The sequence below is a fragment of the Mucilaginibacter sp. P2_A5 genome, assembly GCF_056404995.1.
Genome location: NZ_JBFUCY010000005.1, coordinates 221,501 through 245,722, shown reverse-complemented (window position 1 = coordinate 245,722; position 24,222 = coordinate 221,501). Strand labels below are relative to the sequence as shown.

The window sequence follows — 24,222 nt, the reverse complement described above, 5'->3', positions numbered from 1 at the left end:
GTAACCGTTTTCGATTAAAAATAATATTTAGTCCAGCTGGTGTTAAACCATTGTGGACGGCTTGTGTTGTTAAATGCACCCCAACCACCGGCAGTTGCAGGAGAAGCACTGGTAGGGATTACGTTTAGGTATGATTTAGTGTTATTTAAGTAAGGTTGAGCTATCCTAGCAAAACCATTGCTGTTTGTGGCAAATACGTTTCTTTTGTTACCATTGGCATCAATTGTTGTATTTAATGTAGTTGGATTAACAGCAAGAGAGAAACCAGTAATAACGTTGTTCTGGATTTTAGTAACGTTGCTTGTTACAAAATCTTTCGTAGTTGCATCAAAGTTAATACCTTCTGGGTAACCCATAAAAATTGAGTTAGAGATTTCCATTTCAGAACCCCTTCTGATACGTGCAGCGTACAAGTAACCAGGAGCAGCCCATGAACCGGTAGCATTAGCACCGATGATGGTCATGTTTTTAAGAATTGGGTGGGTTTTTGGAAGCAAAGAGAAAGTCGCATCCTCTGCAGGAGCGTTGTTATCAGATTCGATACCATTTGAATCGCTGTTAGCACCGCTTGCGCTGTGTGTAGCATAGATATCGCCAACTGCTAAACAATATTGTAAAGTACCTACGAAACCATTATCAAAGTCAAAGTTATCATCATCTGGTGCCAATGACACAAGGTATGAAGCATTAACAGTTCCACCGAAGAATTCGAATGAATCATCTTTACCATAAGCTACTTCAATATGATCAAGTGAAGTACCGTTACCAACACCACCGCAAGTTAAGCCATTAAGCTCGTTGCCTGCAGACAGGATATAACCGGCATACTCGATACGTACATATTTTAAAGTACCTGAAGAGTGAGTTGGAACAGCACCACCGTATTTGTTGTCAAATGGTTCGATAGCATCTAAACCTTCGATAGTTTTGTTGGCAACGTTTACTGGGGCCTGGCCTAAAAGCACAACACCACCAAAATCGCCTGGCTGAGCTGTAGTAAATGTGTTACCATCTACTAAGTTTTTACTTGTGAAAATAATTGGAGATGAAACTGTACCTATAGCGTTAAGAACGCCATGACGACAGATAACCAAGGTACCTGGTTTGTTGTTTGCATCTACCATACCAACTATTACGGTTCCGGCCTCAATAGTTAATGTAGCATTGTCAATAGCAACAATACCTTTCAAAACGTGAACTTTGTTTTTAGACAAAGTTGTGTTAACTGAAATGTTACCAGAGAGGGTATCTTTTGGAAGTGAGCTCTCTGCATAATCAGCAGCTTTGGTATTTACAGCACCGAAGCTATCTGATGAAGAATCAGCAGCAGTTGATGCTGATTCTTTTTTACAGCTGCTCATTGCAAATGTTGCCACGGCAGCTCCTAAGATTAGAAATTTTTTCATGTGAAATTTGATAATTGATTTTTTTTTTGTTTGCAGGTATAGTTTTTAATTTGCTTGTTTCTGAATTGATTGTGTTTAGAAAGTATAATTAAGTGATAAGGTAAAAGTGCGTCCGGTTTTACGTGAAAAGGTCACGTTGTCGTCTTTTTCAAAGCCATCGGTATAGCCCGATTTTAGTTTTTTTCCTGAGTTTGGATTGCCCGGATCAACATTCTGATAACTTACAACACCATCATAGTAAAAATTGGTACTGTTAAAAAGGTTTGAAACATTAAAACGGATTTTCCCCTTCTTGTTAAATATGTTGGCACTAAGCTGTACATCCGTTTGATCGTAGGGAGCCTCAAATTCGTTGTTATTTAAATTTTCGGTCAGCAGGTAAAATTTGCGGCCTGTATGGTTATGAACAATGCTTAAGCCCAATATGTCGCCATCAAACTGCACGCCGGCGTTAAGCAGGAATGGTGTTTGCCCATAAAGCGGCCTGGTTTGTAGTGCTTCTTTAAAAGTAAGCATCAGCTTACCTGGCTGGTTAGGCACCGGGGCTATCTTATCAAATAGTAATCCTAAAACCTTTGATTGTATATAGGTTGCATTTCCAAAAACCGTGATCTTATCGAGTATCGGCAGGTTTTCGTTAATAAACCCAAGGCGTTTCCTAACCTCCGTTTCAATACCGTAATCTTTTGCCCACTTACTATTATTATAGTAGTATAAACTTTGCGTGCGCTGTACCAGCTCAAGGGGCTTATCCAGGTACTTGTAAAAGCCCCCTATAGATAATATCTCACCGGCACCGGGGTACCATTCTGCTCTTAAATCATAGCTGCTGGTTTTGGTACTTACGATGAGGCTGCCTGTTATATCGGCATTTAATTCCGAATTATAATTGCTTGAAAGTGAACGCTCGTTAAACTCCGGCCTTACTATACTTTGTGAATAGGCTGCCCGTAAATTCACCTCATCGCTTATCGCATAGGTTAAATTCCCCGATGGCAAAATAGTCCAGGCCTTATCCGCATCGGTGCGTATTAATGAATCTGTAGTATTTAAAAGTTTATTAGCTGTGGTAAACCCATCATTATTCAGCTGGAGCTTAAAATATTCGGCACGTACCCCTCCTACAAACCTAAGTTTTGGCCCAATTTTCTGATCGAGCATTAAATACCCGGTATGCGCGTTTGATGCACCCTGGTAGCTATTGTAACCATAGCCGTAAACCTGGTATACCAAGGCCGAATCGCCGAAATTAGATGGGATATGCGCATCCTGGATATTGAGCTTATATAAAAGCGGGGCATCAACAGGAGTATGCGGACCTGCTGTTAAATAAGCCGTTATAAAGTTGTTCTGTTGTTTTTTTCTGATGCCGATATATCCTGCTTTTAAAACACTGGTGTGGTTATCTTTACCAAATTGCCTTGAAGCAGATGCTGACCAGTTATAATCAGTTTCATCTACATTAAATCCTTGCCTGGATAAAGGAAATATCCCAACAGCTGTAGTCGAATTATTTACCTCGTCGTGAAAATAATTACCATATACCTGATTATCGTTGAATAGCTGCCGCCTTAATAAATCTTTTCTTTTACGATTGATATTGGTACGGCTAACATCCCAGTTAACTTTAAATTTTCCTAAACGGTGCTCACCTTGCAGTTTATTTTGTAACAGGCCTAAAAAATCAGGCTCGGTAGTGATACGTTCTGTTGAAGGTGCAACATCGGGATCGAGAAGTACACCGCCCCTGTCATTATCGTAACCAAAAAGATCAGTTAAAACATTAGAAAAAATACGTGTGTAAGTATTCCTTAAACCGATAGAGTGATTTTTACTTTTAAAACCGATATTAAACAGCCCGCCATAAGTTGTATTAAAATTGTAAACCTTACCAAATCCCGAAGGATGATCTTCATCAAATTTGGGATAATTAGGATTTAATCCTATACTGAAAAGCCCCCTTTGATTTATAACATTTGTTATGGTTTGTGTGTTACGATAGTTTAATGATGCAATAAAACCAAACCTGTTATCCGGATTTTTGAGCGTATAAGATTGGCCTATTGTAAATGTATAATTTTGATTAGGTTGCGCTTTATATTTGTACAAACCCCAGTTGTTTGTAAACTGCTTACTAAAGGCTATATCATCATTAGTGAATGGAACAGGTGGTTGTCCGGGGCTTGCTTCTGTTTTACCCGTAGTAACTGCAAAGTAGCCCGCCATTTTACGGGTCCCGTCATCAAAACCAAAGTAATCATACTTGCCTCTTTTGGTAGAAATAAAGTCTTTACCGGTTGACTGATCATTAAAGCCAGTGCCAAGTGAAAAACTAATAAAGTTTTTTGTGGGTATATCCCTTGTGTTTATCTGTACCATACCACCGGCAAAGCCAACCGGCAAATCGGGGGTAACTGTTTTGTATACAGTAACACTCTCAATCATCTCTGAGGGGATTACATCAAAAGAGAAATTTCTTCTTGAATAATCTGTACTTGGCAGGGGGGTACCATCAAGGGTGGCAACATTATATCTTTCAGAAATACCCCTTACTATAACATACTTGTTATCAAAGGTGCTAAGTCCGCTTATTCGTTTAAGCGACTGCCCAAGGTTAGCGTCGGGGGTTTTTGCAATTTGCTCGGCCGAGATGCCGTTTGTAATGCTGGGCGCATTTTTTTGCCTGGTATAAACTCCTTCTGCCGATGATTTCTTGTAACTTGAGGTAATTACAACCTCTTTAAGATCATTACGCGATGGCTTCAGGGAAACCGAAAGCGTTGTAACCTCACCCGATTTTACAACCACTTCGCTTACACGTTTGGTTTGATATGATAGAAAACTGATTTCGACTGTATAAGTACCGGGATTTAAAGTTATAGAAAAGCTACCGTCAATGCTGGTTTGACCGCCAATTGTTTGGCCGGCAATTTTTACCGTAGCACCGGGAATTGATTCGCCCTTTTCATCAACAACTTTACCGGCAATTTTTCCTGTTGCAAAGGTTTTTGGAGTAAGGGAAACATCCACACCGGCAGCCATTCCCAATACAGGTAACATTAAAATACCTGTAATGAGCAGAGCATATTTATTAATTTTTTTAAATAAGCTTGAAATGTAAAAATTGGGCATAGAGAACTTTGTGATAATAGTTATATTATTTTGCCGACTATTTAGCTACAACATATTTTGCAGGTGTTTAAGCTCCTGTCAGGCAGCACAAAGTAACTGTAACGAAGTGATTACATTATCAATACACTATTAAGAAAACATTAGTTATATCCTTAATTATTAGCCGAATAAGGGCAGGTATAAAAATGAAATTATGCCATTGTAAAGTTTAGCAAAACGGTGCTTTATCTTAAAACGCTAAATAAATCGGCGAGCGTGGCTAATTAGAGATTCTGGAATTAGTTGGTATCCTCGCTTATGGAGTTCATGACGATTGCCGGATCATTCGACGATCCTGAGCCTTCAATTGTAGGTTAAATATAAAAAACGGTAGTAAGAGAAGCGCGGCAGGTTTCATTTCCCCGCGTGATGCGCTTCCCTTTAGGGTAAATGATAAACCCGGTTTGGTAAGCCAGACCAAATTCATTTTTAACAAAGGAATATCGGTGATTGACAATGTATGCGCATCAGGAACTGAAATAACGTAACAGCTCTTTGCAAAGCTGGTTCCTGCGTCAGTACCGGCCCCACTAAAAAACAATTTCCAACTTTTCTAAGATCAATCGTTTCGTATAGTTGTAGTACAACGATTAATGGCTAAATATAGTGTCGTATAAATCGTTGAATGATCTTTTACAATTCATAACTTACTATAATTTAGTGATTTATAAATAGGGCTCAATTCCCGCTCTGAGTACTTGAAAAAAAGGCGATCAGGTAAAAGACACTAATCGCCTTTTTATTGGACGGAACATTGGTCGAACATTTTTTTTGGAATACATAGCATTTAAAAACCTAATCCGCAGCTTTCAAAATTATTTTTTCGTTTTCGCTTGTGTTAAAAGTAAATGTTTTGCCCGTAAGTGTCTCAGCATTTTTTCTGTTGCGAATCAGGTGCACTTTTTGATCCGGCCAGGGGTTTTCTATGGTACAGTTTCTGCCTTTTTCGCTAAGCAGGCTAACATATTCCACTTTCCCGTTTTTTAATTTACTGCTGATCACAAATGCGCCATAAGCCCTGAGTTTATCAAAACTTGCGTCTTTAGCGTGGTTCCAATTTGGGAATAACCGTACTACGCCTTCATAGCTTTGCAACAGCATTTCATTAATGGTGAGCGGTATGGCAGCAAGGGTTTCGGTGCCGCCTCCGCTTTGAGTGATCCACAGGTTAGGTAATGATTGCGCGGCAATACGGGCTTTCAAATAATATAGAATCTCATCGGGGTTATATCCTGCACGTACTGCTCCGGGGAAGCAAGTTTCTATCCCATTGCCCAGGGTATTACCCCAGTCTGCCGGGCTTTCTGCCCTATCTTTCCAATGGGATATATCACTAAGCAATATTTTATTAAGCTTTGGCGTACTTATTGGCCCCGCAATACCACCTGGCAATATTAGCCCATGAATGGACACGCGCGACAATCCATCCACACGGCTCACCCACGCTGAAGGGCTTTTCTCCGCGTTTTTCAGGGCAATTCTGCCATTAGTTTCTCCAAGGGGGAAATCGCTGATGCGATTGCGGATATCCCGCCATTTAGCCTGCCGGTTTTCATGTATCTTTAAAAAGCTGCTAACATCTATCGCTCCCTTAAAAAGCATTTTCACCAAGCCTAATGAAAGTGTGGAGTTAAAATCGCCCAGCTGGTTACGCCATTGCCCTTTATTTTTAAGGTTAGGCATTACCTCGCCAAAATGATCATTATAGATCACATAACGGCCATTTTCCAGCTTCAAATACTCTTCCCAAAAGTTAGCGCACTGTAACAGGTAAGGGTATATCCGCCTGGCATAATCGGCATCATAGGTGGTATAAAAACGCATCAGCATGTTGCCTGCGCCAAAAACGGCATTGATTTTTTGCCCCAGGAATTTATAGCCATGATCGATAGTATCTTCCCGAGAGCCATACCGTTTTTCCATTTCATCTGGAGTAAGCGGCCAGCGCGTGGTACATAAGCCTTTTGGCCCGATGCCAACCGGGTAATAGATGCCATTGATGTGAAGCAGGTCCTGTGCATGGAATTTGCCCGTCTTCATGTAATCCAGCAAGGGCTGGTCATAATTATCAACCAGATCAATGTAATTGGATGAATAAGCCGCCCAGAAAGGGGCTTCATAATTATAATTCAGGTGATAATCCCCACCCCATGCGGTTGAGTCGCGGGTAATGAAGGGTCCCCATATACCGGGAGCAAATTTATTTCCCCGCGTGGTACATGCAAACAGGTATTGAGAAGCATAATAGTATTTTTCAAGCACCGTATCCCCAATTTTTATATTTGAACGGGCCCAAAAGTTTTTCCACCATTGCTTATGTACGGTGTGTATCTTCCCTATCTGCCCCGGTGTTAATAACCGGGCCTCGTTAATAGCGGCATCCTTCCAGTCCTTACGATCATGGTTGGTGTACATGATAACTGAAATGGTTGCTTTTTGATTTGGCAGTAGTGTAACCGTTCCATCATTTTTCAGTTCAGCGCCTAATACCTTCATGGCCAATATTACATGCGAGGGCCACTCCAGCATGGGAGTATTTTCAAAAGAACGGCTTACCCAAATCACATCGCCGGTTTTACCGGCATGGTTAACAGCCGTATTACCTTTAGTCGACCATAGATTTAGCTTTAAGCGACAGGCTTTATTGGCCGAAAATTCGGCTATCATCATATTGTTTTTTGCTGCTACCCAGGTATTAAGAGTAACCGTGAGCCCGTTTTTTTTAAAAGATGCTTTAATAACAGCCTTGTCCTGTATTTGCTCGGCGTAATAGGTAGCGCCTTTTAGCGCATCAATACCAATAGTTAACCCGCCCGGCAAAGCAATACCGCCGCCAGGATATACCGGGTATGCCCGCCAGAAATCATTTTTACCTAAAAAGAAACATAAGTTTTCGGGACTGCCGCCCATCGTCAGGCCGATATCCCCGTTACCGGCAAGCGGTGCATCAGGTGTTTTTGAGGTGGGCGTTTGTTTGGGTGCCTGAGTAAATATTGCTTTATAACGCCCGGCATAAACAGACTGGGCATAGCTTTGCGTGGGGCAAACCAGCAGGAGGATAATTATTGTTTTTATTAATTTCATGCCCGGCGAGAAACAGGATTACTTTTCATACACTACAATTTTGGTATTAAACTAAAGCAGGCTACGGGTTTATAATGACTGAAATTAATAAAAGCTTTATTCATTCAGCAGCTTTTATGCGTATATGACAAAATGGGTGATTAAATAGCTAATATCTTGCCTATGCAATGTAAGTAGCACGATGGGTTACTTATGTTTTACCCCAAAAACAAAATCAGGACGAGGTACTACCCCGTCCTGATCCGCATATCAAGTTAATTAGCTATTGAGCTATTTTGATGATCTCTTTCGAGTTGTATTTTAAATACAAGTTACCACTGTTATCAGCCGCCATTACCGGTTTTGTACGTAACAAGCCTTGTGGTTCGATAATGTTATTCGTTCCCGAATATTTGGTGTTAAATTTTGTGATCAGCGAACTTGCCCCGCTACCATTTTTGGTTTTACGAATGATGTAGGTTTGGGTTAATTGCCCGCTTTGGTAAGATAGCGGATATAAAGCATATAAATTTTCGCTGCCATCTATCGCGTAAGTGCATAGCCGTGGGCCGTCGCCATTGGTAGTTATTTTATTGTCGTCCTGTGTAAACAGGCTTTGCAAAGTAAAGTCGGTAGCCGCGTTGGCGCCACTTACCAGGTTCAGGGTTTTAAATATAATATTGTAAGTAGAATAGTTGGCAACATATGCCTGGTCGCCTTTATACAATGGCCCGTCGACTGCACTGTTGGCGTTATGGCTGCTCACATACACATAATTGTTTGTTGCATCCAGTTTATTGCTGTGGCCAAGCCATACTGTACCTTGCGAATCAACATACAAATGTTTTGCGGCATCTCCATATAACGGGATGTCTTTCTTAATTTCGGTTATCGTAATGCCATCTGCCGATATTTTATAGATCGTAGCTTTTTGAATGCCATTATCCTGGTATTTCAGCGCGAAAATATTCCCGGCCGCGTCGGTAGTGATAAACTGGATGTTGGTAATACGCGCGTCGGTAGTTAATTTGCCTGGGCTACCGCCGCTCAGGTTCATTTTGTAAATTGTATTTCCGGCGCTCGGGCCTAAATAGTAATAGTCAGAGTAGTAAAGGATATTGGTGTTCTTATCAACAAAAATATCGCAGATATCATTATTCGCCGTGGCAACCTTGCTAAATTTCACTGTGCCACTCATTACATTAATATAGTCAACATTATTACCGGCAGTAGTAGCATCAAGCGTAAATTGCGGACCAGTAACGGCAGCCCCTCCTTTTACACTCAAGGTAACCAGCCCTGTTGTGGCCCCGGTGGGCACTACAACCTGCATACTGCCAAGTAAAACGCCTTGGATAACCGCCGTTGCCCCGTTAAACTTAAAAACATTGTCGGCAACGGTAGCGCTAAACCCTGTACCTAAAACGGTTACCACATCCCCAACTTTTGCTTGTGCCGGGCTTATTGACAGCACGGTAACAGCAGTAACCGGTGCGGGCTGAGGGGTAATGGTAGCGCCCTGCGGATCTTTGTTTGTGGCAATGATATTCTTTATCGCTAAGGCAAGGTCGCCTGTGGTGATATTAGCAGGCAGCGTAAATTTTATTTGGGTGTCGCTCGCCGTAGTTATGGGGATTACCTGTGTGCCGATAGTTACTTTAATATCCGTTAAAACACTTCCAAAACCTTTTCCTGTAATGGTTACCACATCGCCGGGTTGTGGTTTTTTGGGGCTTATACTGGTTACGGTTGGAACTGCGTCGGTTTGCGTGGTTCCTGACTGATCTTTTTTGCATGACGATACCATGGTGCAAAACAACAAACACACAAAAATGTATGCTGCCGGTGGGAGTTTGATTTTTTTCATTTTGTGAGATCTTAGTGTCTCCAAAATTGCGAATCGCTCTCCTGGGCCGAAATACCGTTAACAGGGTATCTTTTTATACGTACTGTAGCACAGGTAGTTTGTTCATCAGCCCTGCCGCGTACCCATTTGCGGGCATTTAAACATACCCTAAACACGGCATTGCCTATTGTTTTTACATTAGCCAAATTGCGACACCGATTGATGTTTTACAGATCATATTAAATTCAAAAAAAACAAGCATATTTAAATTGCCAATTCCCTAATAATTAAACTAAATTATCCAATCAAAATGAGGCTATGTGTTTTGATACTTATACTTTTAATCCCTTATTGCTTAATGGCACAAAGGGTAATGCCCAACACAACATCTGAGTATGAAAAGCAACTAAAATTGGCCGACGAAATAAGGAAAACAAAGCCCGATAGCGCTTACTCCATTGCCAATAGTGTTATCCTTTCGGCCAGGCAAACTAAATTATATGGTGTGCTGGGCGACGCTTTCAATATGCTCGGCCTGATAAATGATGCCAAAGACAAATATAAAGATGCGCTAAAATATTTTACCGAAGCTTTAAACTACTACCAAAAAACCACCGATCAAAAACGTATTGCAAAGGCCTATAACAACCTGGGCGGCACATGGTATAGTCTTGATAATTACGAAAAGGCTTTTGAATACCACAAAAAAGCATTAAAGATCCGGCAGGAAATAAATGATCCTTTATTATCAGCTACCTACAATAGCATAGGCATCATTTACTACGAGCAAGGCAATTACACACCAGCCCTCGACAATTATATCAAAGCGATAACCGTAGCAGAAAAATATACTGATGAAGTAATACAGGCAAAGCTATCCACTAATATTTGTGTAATTTATTGGGATCAAAAAAACTACAAACTTGCTTTACAATACGCGCAAAATGCGCTGCGGCTACACACAAAAACAAATAATTATGCAAGCATGGCCACTGCATATAACAATATTGCAGGTATAGCCCTTGACCAGGATGATTTTAAAACAGCCCAAATTAATTTTGACAATGCAATTTTATATGCGTCTAAAGTTAATTATCCAACGGCAATAGCTACAGCATACAGCAACCTGGGCGAAATGGAGTATCAGCAGGGCAATTATCCAAAAGCTATTGAATATAGCTTAAAAGCCCTGGCCCGACGCAGGGAAATCGGCAAAAAACCAGGCATCGTAAAATCCCTGATAAAATTAGGCGAAGCATATAGTAAGATCAAGGAATATACAAAAGCCGAAGATGTTTATTTAGAAGCCCTTAACATCAGCAACAAAAGTGGATTATTGAAAGAGCGGACGCGCATTTATAATGAGCTGTCGGAGTTATATAAAAACAAAAACGATCTTAACAAAGCTTATGATTACCTGCAAAAGTTTCATAAAGCTACCGATACCTTATTTAATGACGCCAATTCAAAAACAATAAACGAACTGCAAACCAAATATGAAACCGAAAAAAAAGAAAAGCAGATAGAAGTATTGAACCATCAATCCGCCATTCAACAACTCAAACTGGTACAAAGTAAGCTGCAGGTTGATAACCAGCAATTGTTGCTGGAACAAGACAAGCTGCATATAGCCAATCAAAAGCTGGATATTGATAAAAAACAGGCACTTTTAACACAGAAAAAGTTAGAGGCAGAGCGCAAACAACAACAGATAAAGCTGTTGAACAAGCAAAATAAAATTCAAAAACTTGCTATTCAAAAACGCAACACAACGATAGGCATAGTGAGCGGCTCGTTATTGATGGTATTACTATTAGCCGGCCTATTTTACAACCGCTATAAGTTAAAACAAGAGACCCGTTTGCAGGCCGAAGTTATTCATCAGCAAGCCATAGCATCAAAAGGTATCATCGAGGCCGAAGAGCGCGAGCGTAAACGCATAGCCGCCGATCTGCACGATGGCGTGGGGCAAACTTTTTCTGTAGTTAGGTTAAACTTAGCCAGCTTATTGGGCCGTATTGACATCAGCAAAGCCGAAGATGCTGTTTTAGCCGATAAAACAATGGCCCTTGTTGATGAGAGCTGTAAAGAGGTACGCACCATAGCCCATCAAATGATGCCTAATATCCTTTTAAAAACAGGGCTGGCGAGCGCGGTGAAAAATTTTGTGACCAAAATAGATGCCGATAAACTGAAAGTTACTGTAGAAACATCGGGCCTTAACGAGCGCTTAGATAGTAACACCGAAATTGTACTGTACCGCGTTTTACAGGAATGTGTTAACAACGTAATAAAGCATGCCGATGCCACCCGGCTGGATATTCAGCTTGATCGTGATGAAGGTGGCGTGAGCGCGATGGTTGAAGATAACGGTAAAGGATTTAATACAGATAAGAAAGAAAGTTTTGAAGGCATAGGTTTAAAAAACATTATTACCCGGTTAGCCTATCTTAAAGGCACTGTTGATTTTTCATCGGCGCCGGGTAAGGGTACACTGGTGGCTATTTATGTACCTTTAACCTAAATTGATCATGGCGACCATATATAAAATATTTATTGTTGATGACCACCAGATGGTGATAGATGGCTTAAGTTTGCTTATTAATAGCATCCCCGGCTTCAGGATAGCCGGTGTTAGCAACGACCCCGAAAAGGCACTCAGCCTTCTTAAAGAAACACCCGTCGATATTTTACTTACAGATGTAAGTATGCCCGGTATGAGCGGTGTTGAACTTACCCGTTACATCCGCAAGCAATACCCAGATATTAAGGTGCTTGCCTTATCAATGTTTGGCGATAGCATGATAGTGAGCGAAATGATAGATGCAGGCGTATCGGGCTTTATCCTCAAAAACACGGGTACGCAGGAACTTGAAGAGGCGCTTAAAAAGATAGCTGGCGGCGGCAACTATTTCACTGCCGATATTACCAAACAACTGGTTAAAGCCTATAAAGATAACCAGGAAGGCAATCACCTTACCGACCGCGAGATTGAGATCATCAGGATGATAGAACGCGAATACAGCAATAAGCAAATTGCACATTTATTGTTTATCAGCGAACGGACGATTGAAACCCATCGCAAAAACATTTTCAGAAAAACAAATACCCAAACGGTGGTAGGCCTTCTTAAATATGCTTACGAGCGCAAAATCATCTAATTTATCAGCTAATGTTGCTTCCCCTTCGCCATTTTTCTGCGAGCGTTGTTCAGCAAAATAAAAACAGTAAAGTGAAACCGTTTGCCCGGCACAACATCAATCACAAAACTTGTCTTCAGCCAATCTTATAGCTATTATCCCAGCTACAGATCGTCTTGCTGTATAAGGCCTGGTTAGCCAGGTGCACGCTGATAGCTGTCCGGGCCCCGGTAAATACATTGCTATCCGGCAGTTCCTTATGCTGGATCTTTTGATAGAAATCGTTGAACGCGTACCAGGTTCCGTCTTTGGTAGGTTCGGGCAAAATCGGCGTCCCTCCTTCCTTGTTCCACACAATGCGGGTAGCTCCTGTTACGCCGTCAATAGTTCCTTTATCACTCAGCAGCTTTTTTTCCGGGTAAAACATCCCTTGGTCGGTCAGCAGGGAAACTGTGCCCAATGTACCTTTTATCTTAAAAAGATATCCGTCATGCGCATTGCCGCACATCGCGCCGAAATTGCCAATCAGGCCCTGGTCCGGGTAACGCAGCATCAGCTGAACGTTATCATACGTTTCACGGCCGTCTTTAAAAACATCTATCCCGCCCGTTGCAAAAAACTCCTGCGGATGGGTATCAAAAGCCCAGTTAATAAAATCTATCTGGTGCGAAAGCAGTTCGGCCGCCAGTCCGCCCGAATATTCTTTGTACATCCGCCAGTTGATGGCCCGTTCCAGGGCCGGATTGGGAACCGGGCGGCGCCAGCTGCCATTGCGGTCCCAGCGGCAGTCTACCTGCGTCACCTTGCCCAGGTAGCCCTTATTAATCATCTCTTTAACCCGGTAATATAAAGGAGAATAACGGTACTGATGGCCCACTTGCAACACCTGGTTACTGCGGCCCTTCATCAGCCCCACCAGCTCAAGCGCCTGTTCAATGGTGTAGGTCATCGTTTTTTCCAGGTATAAATGCCTGCCCGAACGGATAACATCGGCTCCTATAGAATAATGAAGGTGTAACGGCACAGCAACGATGACCGCTTCCACTTCTTTATCCTCCAATAGTTTGTGGTAATCGGTATAAGTTTTTAGTGCACCCGTTTTGCTCAGCTTTTGTGCCGATGCCAGCCTGAAATCAAGCACATCGCAAACCGAGGTAATACGAAACTGGCCGGGCATCCCATTAAGAATGTTCATAATACCGGTACCACGGTCACCGCAGCCAATCACCGCTATCTTTACCGGATCACCTGTCGCCTGCAGGGCGTTCAGCTTATTACCAAGGAACAGACCGCCGGTGAGCATACCTGTATTTTTCAAGAAAGTTCTTCTCTCCATCTTTTCAGTTTATTATTTATATCCTTTAAAAAAATTGGCTGTTGTATCTGCAATAAGACCATCGGGCCTCCGGTATACAATATAAGCCCCCATATCCTTCCGTTTCGATAAAAAGTTCAGGGTCCGTTTCAGCCCCATCGCCATAAAACCGTTATCATAGCCATCGGCAGTTATGGCATCCCTGGCGTATACCGTAACGCTGATCAATTCATTCTGCACGGGGTAACCCGTTAGCGGGTTCATCAGGTGCGAGATCTGTTTGCCGCCGGCCGCGTGATGCTTCCGGTAATTACCGGAGGTAGTGATGGCGCCATCCCCGGGCGCTATCACTTTACGCATGGGCGCCGGGTCCAGGTCATCGCCGCTGATACCTTCGATGCCTACCTTGAATGGCCCGTTGCCGGGTTTGCGGCCTTTAACGCGCAACTCGCCACCCAGTTCAACCAGGTAGTTGTGAATGTGGTGGCGCTCCAATAACGATGCCAGCAAATCCACCGAATAACCCTGGGCAATACCGTTAAGATCCAGTTGTACACCGGGCTTTGTTTTATACAAAAAATCACCCTTCAGGCCAATCTTACCCGCACCCACATCGCGTAACAAATTTTTCACCTCTTCTTTGTCAGGGTCACGCGCGGCTTTCACCACACCAAATCCCCAGGCGTCAACCAACGGTTTTACCGTTGGATCTACAAGCCCCCCGGTTGCCTGGCTTATCTGCAACACTCTTTTGACCAGCACCCTGAAAGTTTCATCAATCCGGATACCCTTTGCAGAACGGTTAAACCGGCAGATGAGCGAATTGGGCTGGTAAAGGGATACCGAACGATCAAACCGTTGCAACAGGCTGTCGGTTTGGCCTAGGCTTACCAGGCTATCCGGTGCGTAATACACTATACTGTAGGTAGTACCCTGCGCATATCCTTTCAGTTCGAACCGGCGGGGTAGTTGTCGCTGCCCGAAAGCGCAGAGTAACAACACCAAAAAAACAGTGCCCGGCAATAAATTCTTTTTCATAGTCAGATAGCCAAATGTAAGAAATCAATGGCTTTTTTACTTCTCCGCCTGAAATAAGCTTCAAAAAACTGAACATCTATACTTTTTAATTCTACAATATATCCTGGCTTCCCCGGAATATGCCGCCCCCAATAGCTTTTAACTATTTAACATAGAATTAATCGATTGGGATTGTTTAACTCAATGTCCTACTTTTATATTGCCGCACAATTATAATAGGTGCAAGCGTTCAATATATAAACTTATAACTATGGAAAGAGAATCAAATGACATCAGTAAATGTCCGTTTCACAACGGCACTATGAAGCACAATGTTGGCGGTGGCGGCACCCGGAACCGCGACTGGTGGCCTAATCAGCTAAAGCTGAGTATCCTGCGTCAGCACTCTTCTTTATCAAACCCGATGGGTGATGATTTTAATTATGCCGAAGCGTTTAAAAGCCTTGACCTTGCAGCAGTAAAAAACGACCTTAACGCACTTATGACCGACTCGCAGGACTGGTGGCCGGCAGACTTTGGTCATTACGGCGGCTTGTTTATACGCATGGCCTGGCACAGCGCCGGAACCTACCGTGTGGGCGACGGACGTGGAGGTGCAGGCGCGGGACTACAACGTTTTGCACCGCTTAACAGCTGGCCCGATAATGTAAGCCTTGACAAAGCCCGTAGGTTGCTTTGGCCCATCAAACAAAAATATGGCCGCAAAATTTCATGGGCCGACCTTATGATCCTTACCGGTAATGTGGCACTGGAATCAATGGGTTTTAAAACTTTTGGTTTTGCCGGCGGCCGTGAAGATGTATGGGAAGCAGACGAATCGGTATATTGGGGTTCTGAAACTACCTGGCTGGGTGGAGATTTGCGTTATGCGCATGGTTCGCCGGGTGTTGATGGGCATGGCGTATTGGTATCGGAAGATGATGCCGATGGCGACGTCCATTCCCGTAACCTGGAAAAACCATTGGCAGCTGTACAAATGGGGCTCATTTATGTGAACCCCGAAGGACCAGATGGTAACCCGGATCCTGTGATGGCAGCCAAAGACACCCGCGATACATTTGGCCGCATGGCCATGAACGATGAAGAAACCGTTGCACTAATTGCCGGAGGCCATAGCTTTGGCAAAACCCATGGCGCCGCAACGCCCGACCATGTAGGCAAAGAGCCTGAAGCTGTCGATATTGAAAGTCAGGGCTTTGGCTGGAGCAATAGCTATGGTGCCGGCAAGGGCGCGGATACCATTACCAGCGGACTGGAAGTAACCTGGACCAAAACACCAACCCAATGGAGTAATAATTTCTTTGAAAACTTATTTGGCTTTGAATGGGAACTTACAAAAAGCCCGGGCGGCGCGCAACAATGGGTTGCGAAAACGGATGAGGCCATTATTCCGGATGCTTATGACGGTGCGAAAAAACATAAGCCTGCAATGCTCACTACCGACCTCGCTTTGAGGTTCGACCCGGCTTATGAAAAAATATCAAGACGCTTTTTAGAAAACCCGGATGCATTTGCTGATGCTTTCGCCCGCGCATGGTTTAAATTGACGCACCGCGATATGGGCCCTATCGCCCGCTACCTGGGGCCAGAGGTGCCACAGGAAGAATTGCTTTGGCAAGACCCTATTCCGGCAGTTGACCATGTACTGATAACCGAAAATGATATTGCAGCCCTAAAAGCAAAAGTATTAGGATCGGGCTTAAGCGTGCCCGAACTGGTTTCTACAGCATGGGCGTCTGCTTCAACCTTCCGTGGCTCGGATAAGCGCGGCGGCGCCAATGGTGCCCGCATACGCCTTGCCCCGCAAAGGTACTGGCAGGCAAACAATCCGGTGCAATTACAAAAAGTGTTAAACGTACTTGAGGGTATTCAAAACGAATTTAACACGACCCAGGCTGATGGCAAAAAAGTATCGCTGGCCGATTTGATCGTACTGGCAGGTTGCGCCGCGGTTGAAAAAGCTGCCAACGACGCAGGACACGCCATCACCGTTTCTTTTACCCCCGGCCGTATGGATGCCTCGCAGGAACAAACCGATGTGGAATCATTCGGTTACCTGGAGCCTGCTGCCGATGGGTTCCGCAACTATCGTACATCAAAAGTACCGGTATCTACCGAAGAATTATTGATAGATAAAGCGCAATTACTTACCATGACAGCACCCGAGCTAACAGCGCTTGTTGGCGGGTTGCGGGTATTGGACACCAATTTTGATGGCTCCAAGCATGGTGTTTTCACTTCACGTCCGGGTGTGCTCAGCAACGATTTCTTTGTAAACCTGCTTGATATGGGCACGGCCTGGAAAGCGGCCTCTATTGACAGGGAAGTTTACGTAGGTAGCAACCGCGCCACCGGCGAAGTAAAATGGACAGGAACCCGTGCAGACCTTGTTTTTGGTTCAAATTCAGAACTGAGAGCTGTGGCCGAAGTGTACGGAAGCGCCGATGCCACAGACAGGTTTGTGAACGATTTTGTTGCCGCGTGGACCAAAGTGATGAACCTGGACAGATTTGATTTAAGTGTATAGGTAAATTACCGGCCACTTTGGGTTCATTCTCCTTGATCTGTCAAGAAGGATTAAGTAGATGCTCCCTAATTATGTAGTATTATAAAAACAGAGGCACCGGACCACGGTGCCTTTTTAATTGACTGATGTTGAGATAACTCCACCCCTATTTGCAACAAGGGAAAATTACCAACTTTAACGGATAAAAAAAGGCTGATAAAACGGCCGGATAAAGTTCTCCGTCCCCATTTTTTTTAAATCGTTGATTTTATGCGGTTAAGCAAAATAGCAATTCCAGATCGTTGACAAACTGATTCAAAATCTATATCTTTGCAACACAAACCTGGTACTTGCGTATCGGGTTTCATTATTAATGAGAGCCTATACTAATGCGAAAGTAGCTCAGTTGGTAGAGCACGACCTTGCCAAGGTCGGGGTCGCGAGTTCGAATCTCGTCTTTCGCTCAAAAAGCCCTTCTTTTAAAAAAAGAGGGGCTTTTTTACTTAATCCTATTTAGGCGCCCCTATTTGTTTAGCGCGGCATCAAAATCGATAAAAAGGTCATCTTTGCCTTCGGTATTATAAACACCACCTGCTATAATACTTTGCCCGGTTACGGCGGGGTTACTCCCGCGACCCAGGGGCCAGGATCCTTTTGTATTGGATACACCAAATCCCGCGTATGAAGCCGCTTTAATCGCAAAATCGGTGCAGTTGTTTTTAGATAAATGATATTCAAGCCCATCGTAGCTTTTGGTGAGCAGCAGTATTTTATCAAACCTTTTTTTGGAGATAAACTTACCCATCACTTCGTCCCAGTTATGCCCGTTATCGTTCTTAAACGTGCCCGAGCAGGAAGGATCAAGCGGCGTTGCCGAAAACAGGTTATCTTTTTGAGGATAAAATCCAAACGATATGGAAACCGAAGTTGAATCGGTATTATATTTTATAAGCGTGATAAAAGTATGGCCGGTGTTAACTATCTTAAATATCCTTGGCCTACCGGGTACCGGCTGTTTCACATGAAATAACAGCGCATAGGCAACCGCTTTTTTACCATCATTAAAAGTGTTTACGATGCGCTGGTATGTAACAGCCTTGCTTTTCTCTTCGGACTTATCATTTAATGCTAAAGGTTTCGGATCGTTTACAAATAACGAATCGTCTTTTGCATTAATAGCCAGGAAACGTGTGCTAAGGCTTGAATCAACGCTTAGCGTATCTGCCGATACCGAATCAGCTAAAGGCTTTATTTTCAAATCAGGCGCTTGTTGGCCTTTTTTATACTGCATCGTCTTAAAAAAACATTTCATCGCAAGCGGGTACATGCGTAACCGGGCAAATACATTAGCCAGTTTATAGTAAATCTTTACCCGCGACCTGTTATAATTTACTTCGTTACCAACAGTAGAAAATTCCTTTAAATAGCCCATCAATGCCTTGCGCTCCTGGCGGCTGCTTAAATGTGTTTCCATATTTTCCAGGAAATTAATGTTGCCTTCGGCAGCTATCCGTGTTTTGTTTGCTAACGCAGATGCTTTGCTTTCGGTCGGCAGCAAATTTTTTTTAACGTCGTAATCAGCTGTGCTGCCCGACAATGTATCTATAGGCTTTGGTTTAAAATGCACCGCGGCAGACAACTGGGCATGAGCCGACATGCTATATAAAAGATAACCTATGATAATAAACGCTTTCAAAAAATGCGTTATGCGATGGCTATTCATGAAAAGGAGCTTAGATGGATATTGTATTAACGTAATTTAGTGGTAAACGGTATATGCGGCTTGCTTACCTGCAACAACAATAGTTGCTGCTACAATCTAAAAAATTAAAACATGTGGGTTTGTTTTTCATATCCGTTACAAACGTAATAACATTTTAAATAGTCTACAAATTTAGTAGAGTATTTATTTTAACTTGCGGCGTTTTTTGGATTTTGGTTTAAAATGACAATTACAGGATGAAAAAATATGCTTTAGTAACCGGCGCAAGTAAAGGTATTGGCAAGTCGATAGCTTTTTTATTGGCACAAAAAGGTTATAATTTATTGCTTGTTGCCCGGTCAGAGGCCGAATTAAATACTTTATCCGCAGCTATCACATCGGCCCACCACGTCGATGTGCATTATCACGCGGCCGACCTGTCAAACGCAGGTGCGGCGGCAGAGATAGCAGCCTGGTATACCGGTTTAGCCATACCTATATCCATACTGGTAAATAATGCAGGCTACGGGCAGTGGGGTAACTTTGATGAACTGCCGTTACCAGGCCAAATGGCCATGACGAGGGTTAATATAGATGCCGTTGTTGAATTATCGCATTATTTTATTCCGTTTTTAAAATTACAGCAACAAGCCTATATACTTAATGTGTGCAGCACCGCGGCCTACCAGGCCGTACCTACCATGGCTATTTACGCAGCTTCCAAAGCATTCGTTTTATCATTTACCAGGGCCCTGCGTTATGAGTTAAAAAATACTTCGGTGTCTGTAAGTTGCCTGTGCCCTGGCCCTACTGATACCAATTTTGTGCACCGTGCAGGGATGGATGCCATAGCCGAACTGGCAGCCAAATTTAACATGAACCCTGATGATGTTGCGGCCATTGGCATTGCCGGTATGTTTGCTAACAAAGCCGAAATTGTACCCGGCTTTTTAAATAAGCTATCGACAACAGCGGCCAGGCACAGCCCCAAACGCTTTATTGAACGCGTAACAGCAGGTTTATACAAGCGATAAAAATATTTTCAGGAAAATTTGTTTGATTAAACAATTTATTTACATTTGCACAGTCTATAATATACATAGACATTATATACATTGAATAAAACACAACATATTACCTTTGCATCCTCCATGCGAATGCCCTCCTTAAAAAGGGTGATGTGTAGCTGTTGTTGTTAATTTTCACCGGCCCAGCCCCCCTTACTTAATAGCTGCATAAAGCAGTTATCCATTTCAGCATTAATTATCCATTATTTTAACTCCCCATTTTTATGGCAGCGGTATATCAAAAATTCACCTTAGGCACAACAATTACGGCCGAACAACAGGCTTTTTTTAACCAGCATGGTTTCATCCATTTTACCAATTTTATTAAACCCGAAACCGTGGCCGATATTATAAAGGCATCCGAACAGGTACAGCAAAAATGGATAGATAATAAAATTGAAAAGATAAACGGCGTCCCGGTCAAATATGGCAAGGATTTGGATGGTTCGCCAATTGTGCAGCGCTTCGCGTTTATAAACCAACACCATACGGTGCTGAATGAATTTAGCCAGGACCCAAGGTTCCGGGTATTGTTAAACCTTATTGGCGATGGCGCAAGGCTGGGCACCGAAGAAAAAGACGGAATGGTTTTTAATCATTATGTTAACGGCCCCGAAAGCAGTTTTACCAAAATGGGCTGGCATACCGATGGCTTGCGCGATATTTTTCAGGGGCAGCGTTTAAACCCGATGTTGAATGTAGGGATCCATTTAAGCACTTTGAAACCCGAAAATGGTGGCTTGCGCATTTTACCCGGCACCCACAGGCAAAACCTTTACCAGATGCTTTTCCGTAAAAAGTATTTCCTGGACCATGATACTGATGAAAGTGAGGTAGCAATTACACCAAATGCCGGAGACCTGACTATACACGATGGCCGCTTATGGCACCGGGTAGCACAATCAACTATAATTGGCGAAGCAAGCAGGCGTAGGGTAATATACATACCCATCATCGCGGGTAAATTCGAACCAAAAAATGCTGATAGTCCAACCGCTTTTTATCAGCGTTTTGCAGGTATTGTTAAATAAATTAAATTATGCTGATAGCCTTGCTCACCGGTTACCTTATCCGCACAGGAAAGTTAACCGTATTTAAAAACTTCATTAACAACAAGGTGCTTGCTAAAGTTTATGTACGAAATACCATTAACTAAAAGCAAACACCTTGCGCTATTTAAACCTGCTGCTTTTAAAGTTCCCTCACCCAGATATTGCGATAGCTTATCGGTTCGCTTTTATCGCCATGGGCCTGTAGTTTAATAGGCTCGGCGCCATGCTTACGGTATTCGGGCTGACCGATGTAAGGGGTGTCTCCTTTCAGGATAGTATTGTTTTGTACCAACACGCCATTATGTAAAACCGTAGCGCGTGCTGCCGATTTTAACGTACCGTCATCATTAAACCGCGGGGCTGTCCAAATTACATCATAATATTGCCACTCGCCGGGCTTGCGGCATGCATTTACCAATGGCGGCGATTGTTTGTACATACTGCCAGCCTGGCCGTTTACATAGGTTGCGTTTTTATAATTGTCCAATACCTGTAACTCGTAACCGCCCGCACCCCATGGCAGGGCAGCCAGGAAAATACCGCTGTTGCCACGCCCCTGGCCGCCGCCGGTAATATTAGATGGTATGCGGTACTCAATGTGCAGCTGAAAATCTGTGAATTTTCTTTTAGTGCGGATATCGCCCGCGCTTTTATCAACCGTAATAATTTTATCAGCAACCGTCCATTTATGGGCCGATGCAGAATCGTTAAGGGCTACCCACTCGTCCAGGTTTTTACCGTCGAACAAAACAATGGCATCAGATGGGGCTTCGCCCATTTTTTGGCCGGGAGTTACCACCGTTGGTACCGGCGACCAATATTCTGTATCCTCTGGTTTTCCTTTTTGCTGCGCATTCGCAGCTATTGTCGAAGCAGCTAATAAAGCTGATAATATAATAACGTGTTTCATTTTAAACTATTAATGATTTGCTTTAATAAATTTATTTAGCCAGTGAATTAATCCAGAGCGCAATTTTGCGGGCCTCTTCTTTAGGCACCTGTGGCATCGGCGGCATCGGTGTTGAATAATCGGGCCAATGTTCTGGTTTTGGATTGTGTATCAGTTGAACCAGTTCGTTTACACTGTATTTCTTCTTAGCCACATCCACATAAGCCGGGCCAACCTGGCGTTTATTAGCGTTATGGCATGACAGGCAGGTGTTCTTCATCAACAATGGTTTCACCTGCTCATAGGTTGGCACCGCGTTTACCATTGCCAATGCTTTTGCACCCACACCCTTGGTTAAGGCACCTTTTTTAGCACCTGCAGCCGCTACCGATTTTACCGTTTTGGCCGAATTGATGGTGCTAACCCCAGTCATTGAAAGTTTTTGTCCTTCGGGGATATTGTTGAGGGTGTAATACGCTGTTGGGTGAACCAGGTTAAAATAATTCTCCTTATCGCGCACCCCATCCAACGTAATGGTATGGATATAGTACCGGCGCAGGTTGTTTACAATTAACCGGGCCTTCAGTCCGTCTTCAGATACTTTAACACCTGCAATAGAACATTTTTGGGTATTTACCGGCGGGCTGCCATACACACCCTGGTACTTATAAATGTAACTTTCTACCGAGTAAGAAGCTAAATCTTCTGCCACCTTCTTGTCAACCGGCTTGGTAAATTCAATTTCAAAACCATCGGGCATGGCACGGATGGCGCGCATTTCGAATGGAATTTTGTTGTTCCACACCAAACGTTGCAAGCCCATGGTGGCCTCGCCCGCTGACCCCCAGCCGCGGTTGGTTTCGCCGGCGGCCAATGAGCCGTCGGGCAGCCAGGCCAGCCTTACAATACCCGATTGAAAACCGCTGCGGAAAGCCCAGGCGGCGCCCTGGTATTGGCCGTTCACTTTTTCTAAAAAGATCCTGTCGATCATGCTTTGCCCCTGGTCGCACACCAACAACTGGCCTGCAAAGGGGCCAAAAGCATCTTCCGGTATTTTTACAATTTCGGAATTTGATATGCCCAATATCCCATGGGGTAACCAAACGGTAGGCAGCGTTAGCTCTGGGATTTCTTTCTTCACTTCAAATTCTGTCCTGAATTTTTCGTTGACGATATCCTGTGGTTTAAAAGGTTGGCCATTTTTATCAAACTCAATCCTCGGATTGTTTTTAGCGAAGAACTGTTCGGGCGTTAGTTTTAATGGCGAGTTTGGCAAACTCGTCCAAACCAGGCTTGCCGGATGCCCCATAAATGCGCCTTTTTCTACCTTCATAATACTGCCCGATCCTACCCAGTCGCCCTGGTTATCGCTATACCACAGTTCGCCGTCAATCATACTAATACCGCATGGCGAGCGGAAACCTGCCGCCCATGGGGTAACAGTACCATCCTCTTTAATATTTAAAGCCCAGCCCCTGTATGGCACAAAACTTTTAGGGTGCCACCAATCTGGCGGGAAACCCAGGTTTAAGGTTACAAAGAAAGAGCCGTCAGGCGCCAGTTTTGGCCCAAAGCTATACTCATGGTAATTGCCCGATAATGGCCAGGCGTAAATGGTTTCAAACAAATCGGCCTTGCCATCCATATTGGTATCCTGCAGTTTGGTCAGCTCACCGCGTTGTACTACGTATAAAGCGCCATCTTTCCAGGCAGCGCCCAATACCTCGTGCAGGCCCGATGCAAATTTCCTGAAGTACGGGTGCTGGCCGGTAGGGTTTTCTACCATAAAAATATCGCCCCTGCGGGTGGTTACCGCCAAAGTTCCGTTGGGCAGGGTGCATAAACCGCCCACTTCCAGTATAGTACCTTCGGGTGCAGGCACTTTCATGATCTTAAAAAAATCATCCTCTTTAGGCGATTCTGCCTGGGCCAGGGTGTGTTGTGTATTGCTTAACAGCGCGCCAACTATCAGTGTAGTAAATAAGCCGGCCCTGTTTATCATTTGTTTTAATGTGTATTTCATGATG

General features: G+C 43.5%; 14 protein-coding genes and 1 tRNA gene. 6 read left to right on the top strand and 9 right to left on the bottom strand.

Annotated elements, in window-relative coordinates; translation table 11 throughout:
• Positions 1–14: 14 nt before the first annotated feature.
• The 4 genes from AC1DXF_RS06345 to AC1DXF_RS06330 all read right to left on the bottom strand — a co-directional run bounded on the left by AC1DXF_RS06345 (position 15) and on the right by AC1DXF_RS06330 (position 9,507).
• Positions 15–1,406: a hypothetical protein gene (locus AC1DXF_RS06345; protein WP_477447259.1), complete on the bottom strand. Its 1,392-nt coding sequence runs from the start codon at positions 1,404–1,406 to the stop codon at positions 15–17.
• A 75-nt stretch (positions 1,407–1,481) separates the two neighbouring features.
• Positions 1,482–4,466, bottom strand: coding sequence for a TonB-dependent receptor (locus tag AC1DXF_RS06340; protein ID WP_477447257.1), 2,985 nt, complete (start codon positions 4,464–4,466; stop codon positions 1,482–1,484).
• 906 nt (positions 4,467–5,372) lie between these two features.
• Positions 5,373–7,661 carry a glycosyl hydrolase family 95 catalytic domain-containing protein gene (locus tag AC1DXF_RS06335; RefSeq protein ID WP_477447255.1) on the bottom strand — a complete coding sequence of 763 codons (2,289 nt, stop codon included), beginning with the start codon at positions 7,659–7,661 and terminating at the stop codon, positions 5,373–5,375.
• A gap of 262 nt (positions 7,662–7,923) precedes the next feature.
• Positions 7,924–9,507 carry an IPT/TIG domain-containing protein gene (locus AC1DXF_RS06330; protein WP_477447253.1) on the bottom strand — a complete coding sequence of 528 codons (1,584 nt, stop codon included), beginning with the start codon at positions 9,505–9,507 and terminating at the stop codon, positions 7,924–7,926.
• 337 nt (positions 9,508–9,844) lie between these two features.
• Here AC1DXF_RS06330 and AC1DXF_RS06325 point away from each other — a divergent pair, with 337 nt between their 5' ends.
• Positions 9,845–12,010, top strand: a complete 2,166-nt coding sequence (locus tag AC1DXF_RS06325) for a tetratricopeptide repeat protein (protein ID WP_477447251.1) — start codon at positions 9,845–9,847, stop codon at positions 12,008–12,010.
• Between the two features lie 7 nt (positions 12,011–12,017).
• On the top strand, positions 12,018–12,647 hold the full coding sequence (locus AC1DXF_RS06320) for a response regulator (protein WP_477447249.1): 630 nt from the start codon (positions 12,018–12,020) through the stop codon (positions 12,645–12,647).
• A gap of 115 nt (positions 12,648–12,762) precedes the next feature.
• On the opposite strand, the gene AC1DXF_RS06315 is transcribed toward AC1DXF_RS06320, so the two are convergent.
• Both AC1DXF_RS06315 and AC1DXF_RS06310 read right to left on the bottom strand, forming a co-directional pair.
• Positions 12,763–13,962: a Gfo/Idh/MocA family protein gene (locus AC1DXF_RS06315; protein WP_477447247.1), complete on the bottom strand. Its 1,200-nt coding sequence runs from the start codon at positions 13,960–13,962 to the stop codon at positions 12,763–12,765.
• A gap of 12 nt (positions 13,963–13,974) precedes the next feature.
• Positions 13,975–14,979, bottom strand: a complete 1,005-nt coding sequence (locus tag AC1DXF_RS06310; protein ID WP_477447245.1) for an FAD:protein FMN transferase — start codon at positions 14,977–14,979, stop codon at positions 13,975–13,977.
• 250 nt (positions 14,980–15,229) lie between these two features.
• Here AC1DXF_RS06310 and katG point away from each other — a divergent pair, with 250 nt between their 5' ends.
• The gene (gene katG / locus AC1DXF_RS06305; RefSeq protein ID WP_477447243.1) at positions 15,230–17,506 is read left to right on the top strand and encodes a catalase/peroxidase HPI; all 2,277 of its coding nucleotides are present in this window, start codon (positions 15,230–15,232) and stop codon (positions 17,504–17,506) included.
• A gap of 370 nt (positions 17,507–17,876) precedes the next feature.
• Positions 17,877–17,949, top strand: a tRNA-Gly gene (locus tag AC1DXF_RS06300).
• 59 nt (positions 17,950–18,008) lie between these two features.
• On the opposite strand, the gene AC1DXF_RS06295 is transcribed toward AC1DXF_RS06300, so the two are convergent.
• On the bottom strand, positions 18,009–19,208 hold the full coding sequence (locus tag AC1DXF_RS06295; RefSeq protein ID WP_477447241.1) for a hypothetical protein: 1,200 nt from the start codon (positions 19,206–19,208) through the stop codon (positions 18,009–18,011).
• Between the two features lie 236 nt (positions 19,209–19,444).
• On the opposite strand from AC1DXF_RS06295, the gene AC1DXF_RS06290 reads away from it, so the two are divergent.
• Complete coding sequence (locus tag AC1DXF_RS06290; RefSeq protein WP_477447239.1) at positions 19,445–20,221, top strand: SDR family NAD(P)-dependent oxidoreductase; 777 nt, start codon at positions 19,445–19,447, stop codon at positions 20,219–20,221.
• Positions 20,222–20,478: 257 nt separating this feature from the next.
• Positions 20,479–21,285 (top strand): phytanoyl-CoA dioxygenase family protein, encoded by an 807-nt coding sequence (locus AC1DXF_RS06285; RefSeq protein WP_477447237.1) that lies wholly within the window; start codon positions 20,479–20,481, stop codon positions 21,283–21,285.
• A gap of 160 nt (positions 21,286–21,445) precedes the next feature.
• Here AC1DXF_RS06285 and AC1DXF_RS06280 read toward each other — a convergent pair whose 3' ends face one another.
• A complete protein-coding gene (locus AC1DXF_RS06280; protein WP_477447235.1) occupies positions 21,446–22,216 on the bottom strand; it encodes a 3-keto-disaccharide hydrolase in 771 nt (256 codons plus the stop codon).
• A gap of 31 nt (positions 22,217–22,247) precedes the next feature.
• Positions 22,248–24,218 (bottom strand): c-type cytochrome, encoded by a 1,971-nt coding sequence (locus AC1DXF_RS06275; protein ID WP_477447233.1) that lies wholly within the window; start codon positions 24,216–24,218, stop codon positions 22,248–22,250.
• Positions 24,219–24,222: the final 4 nt, after the last annotated feature.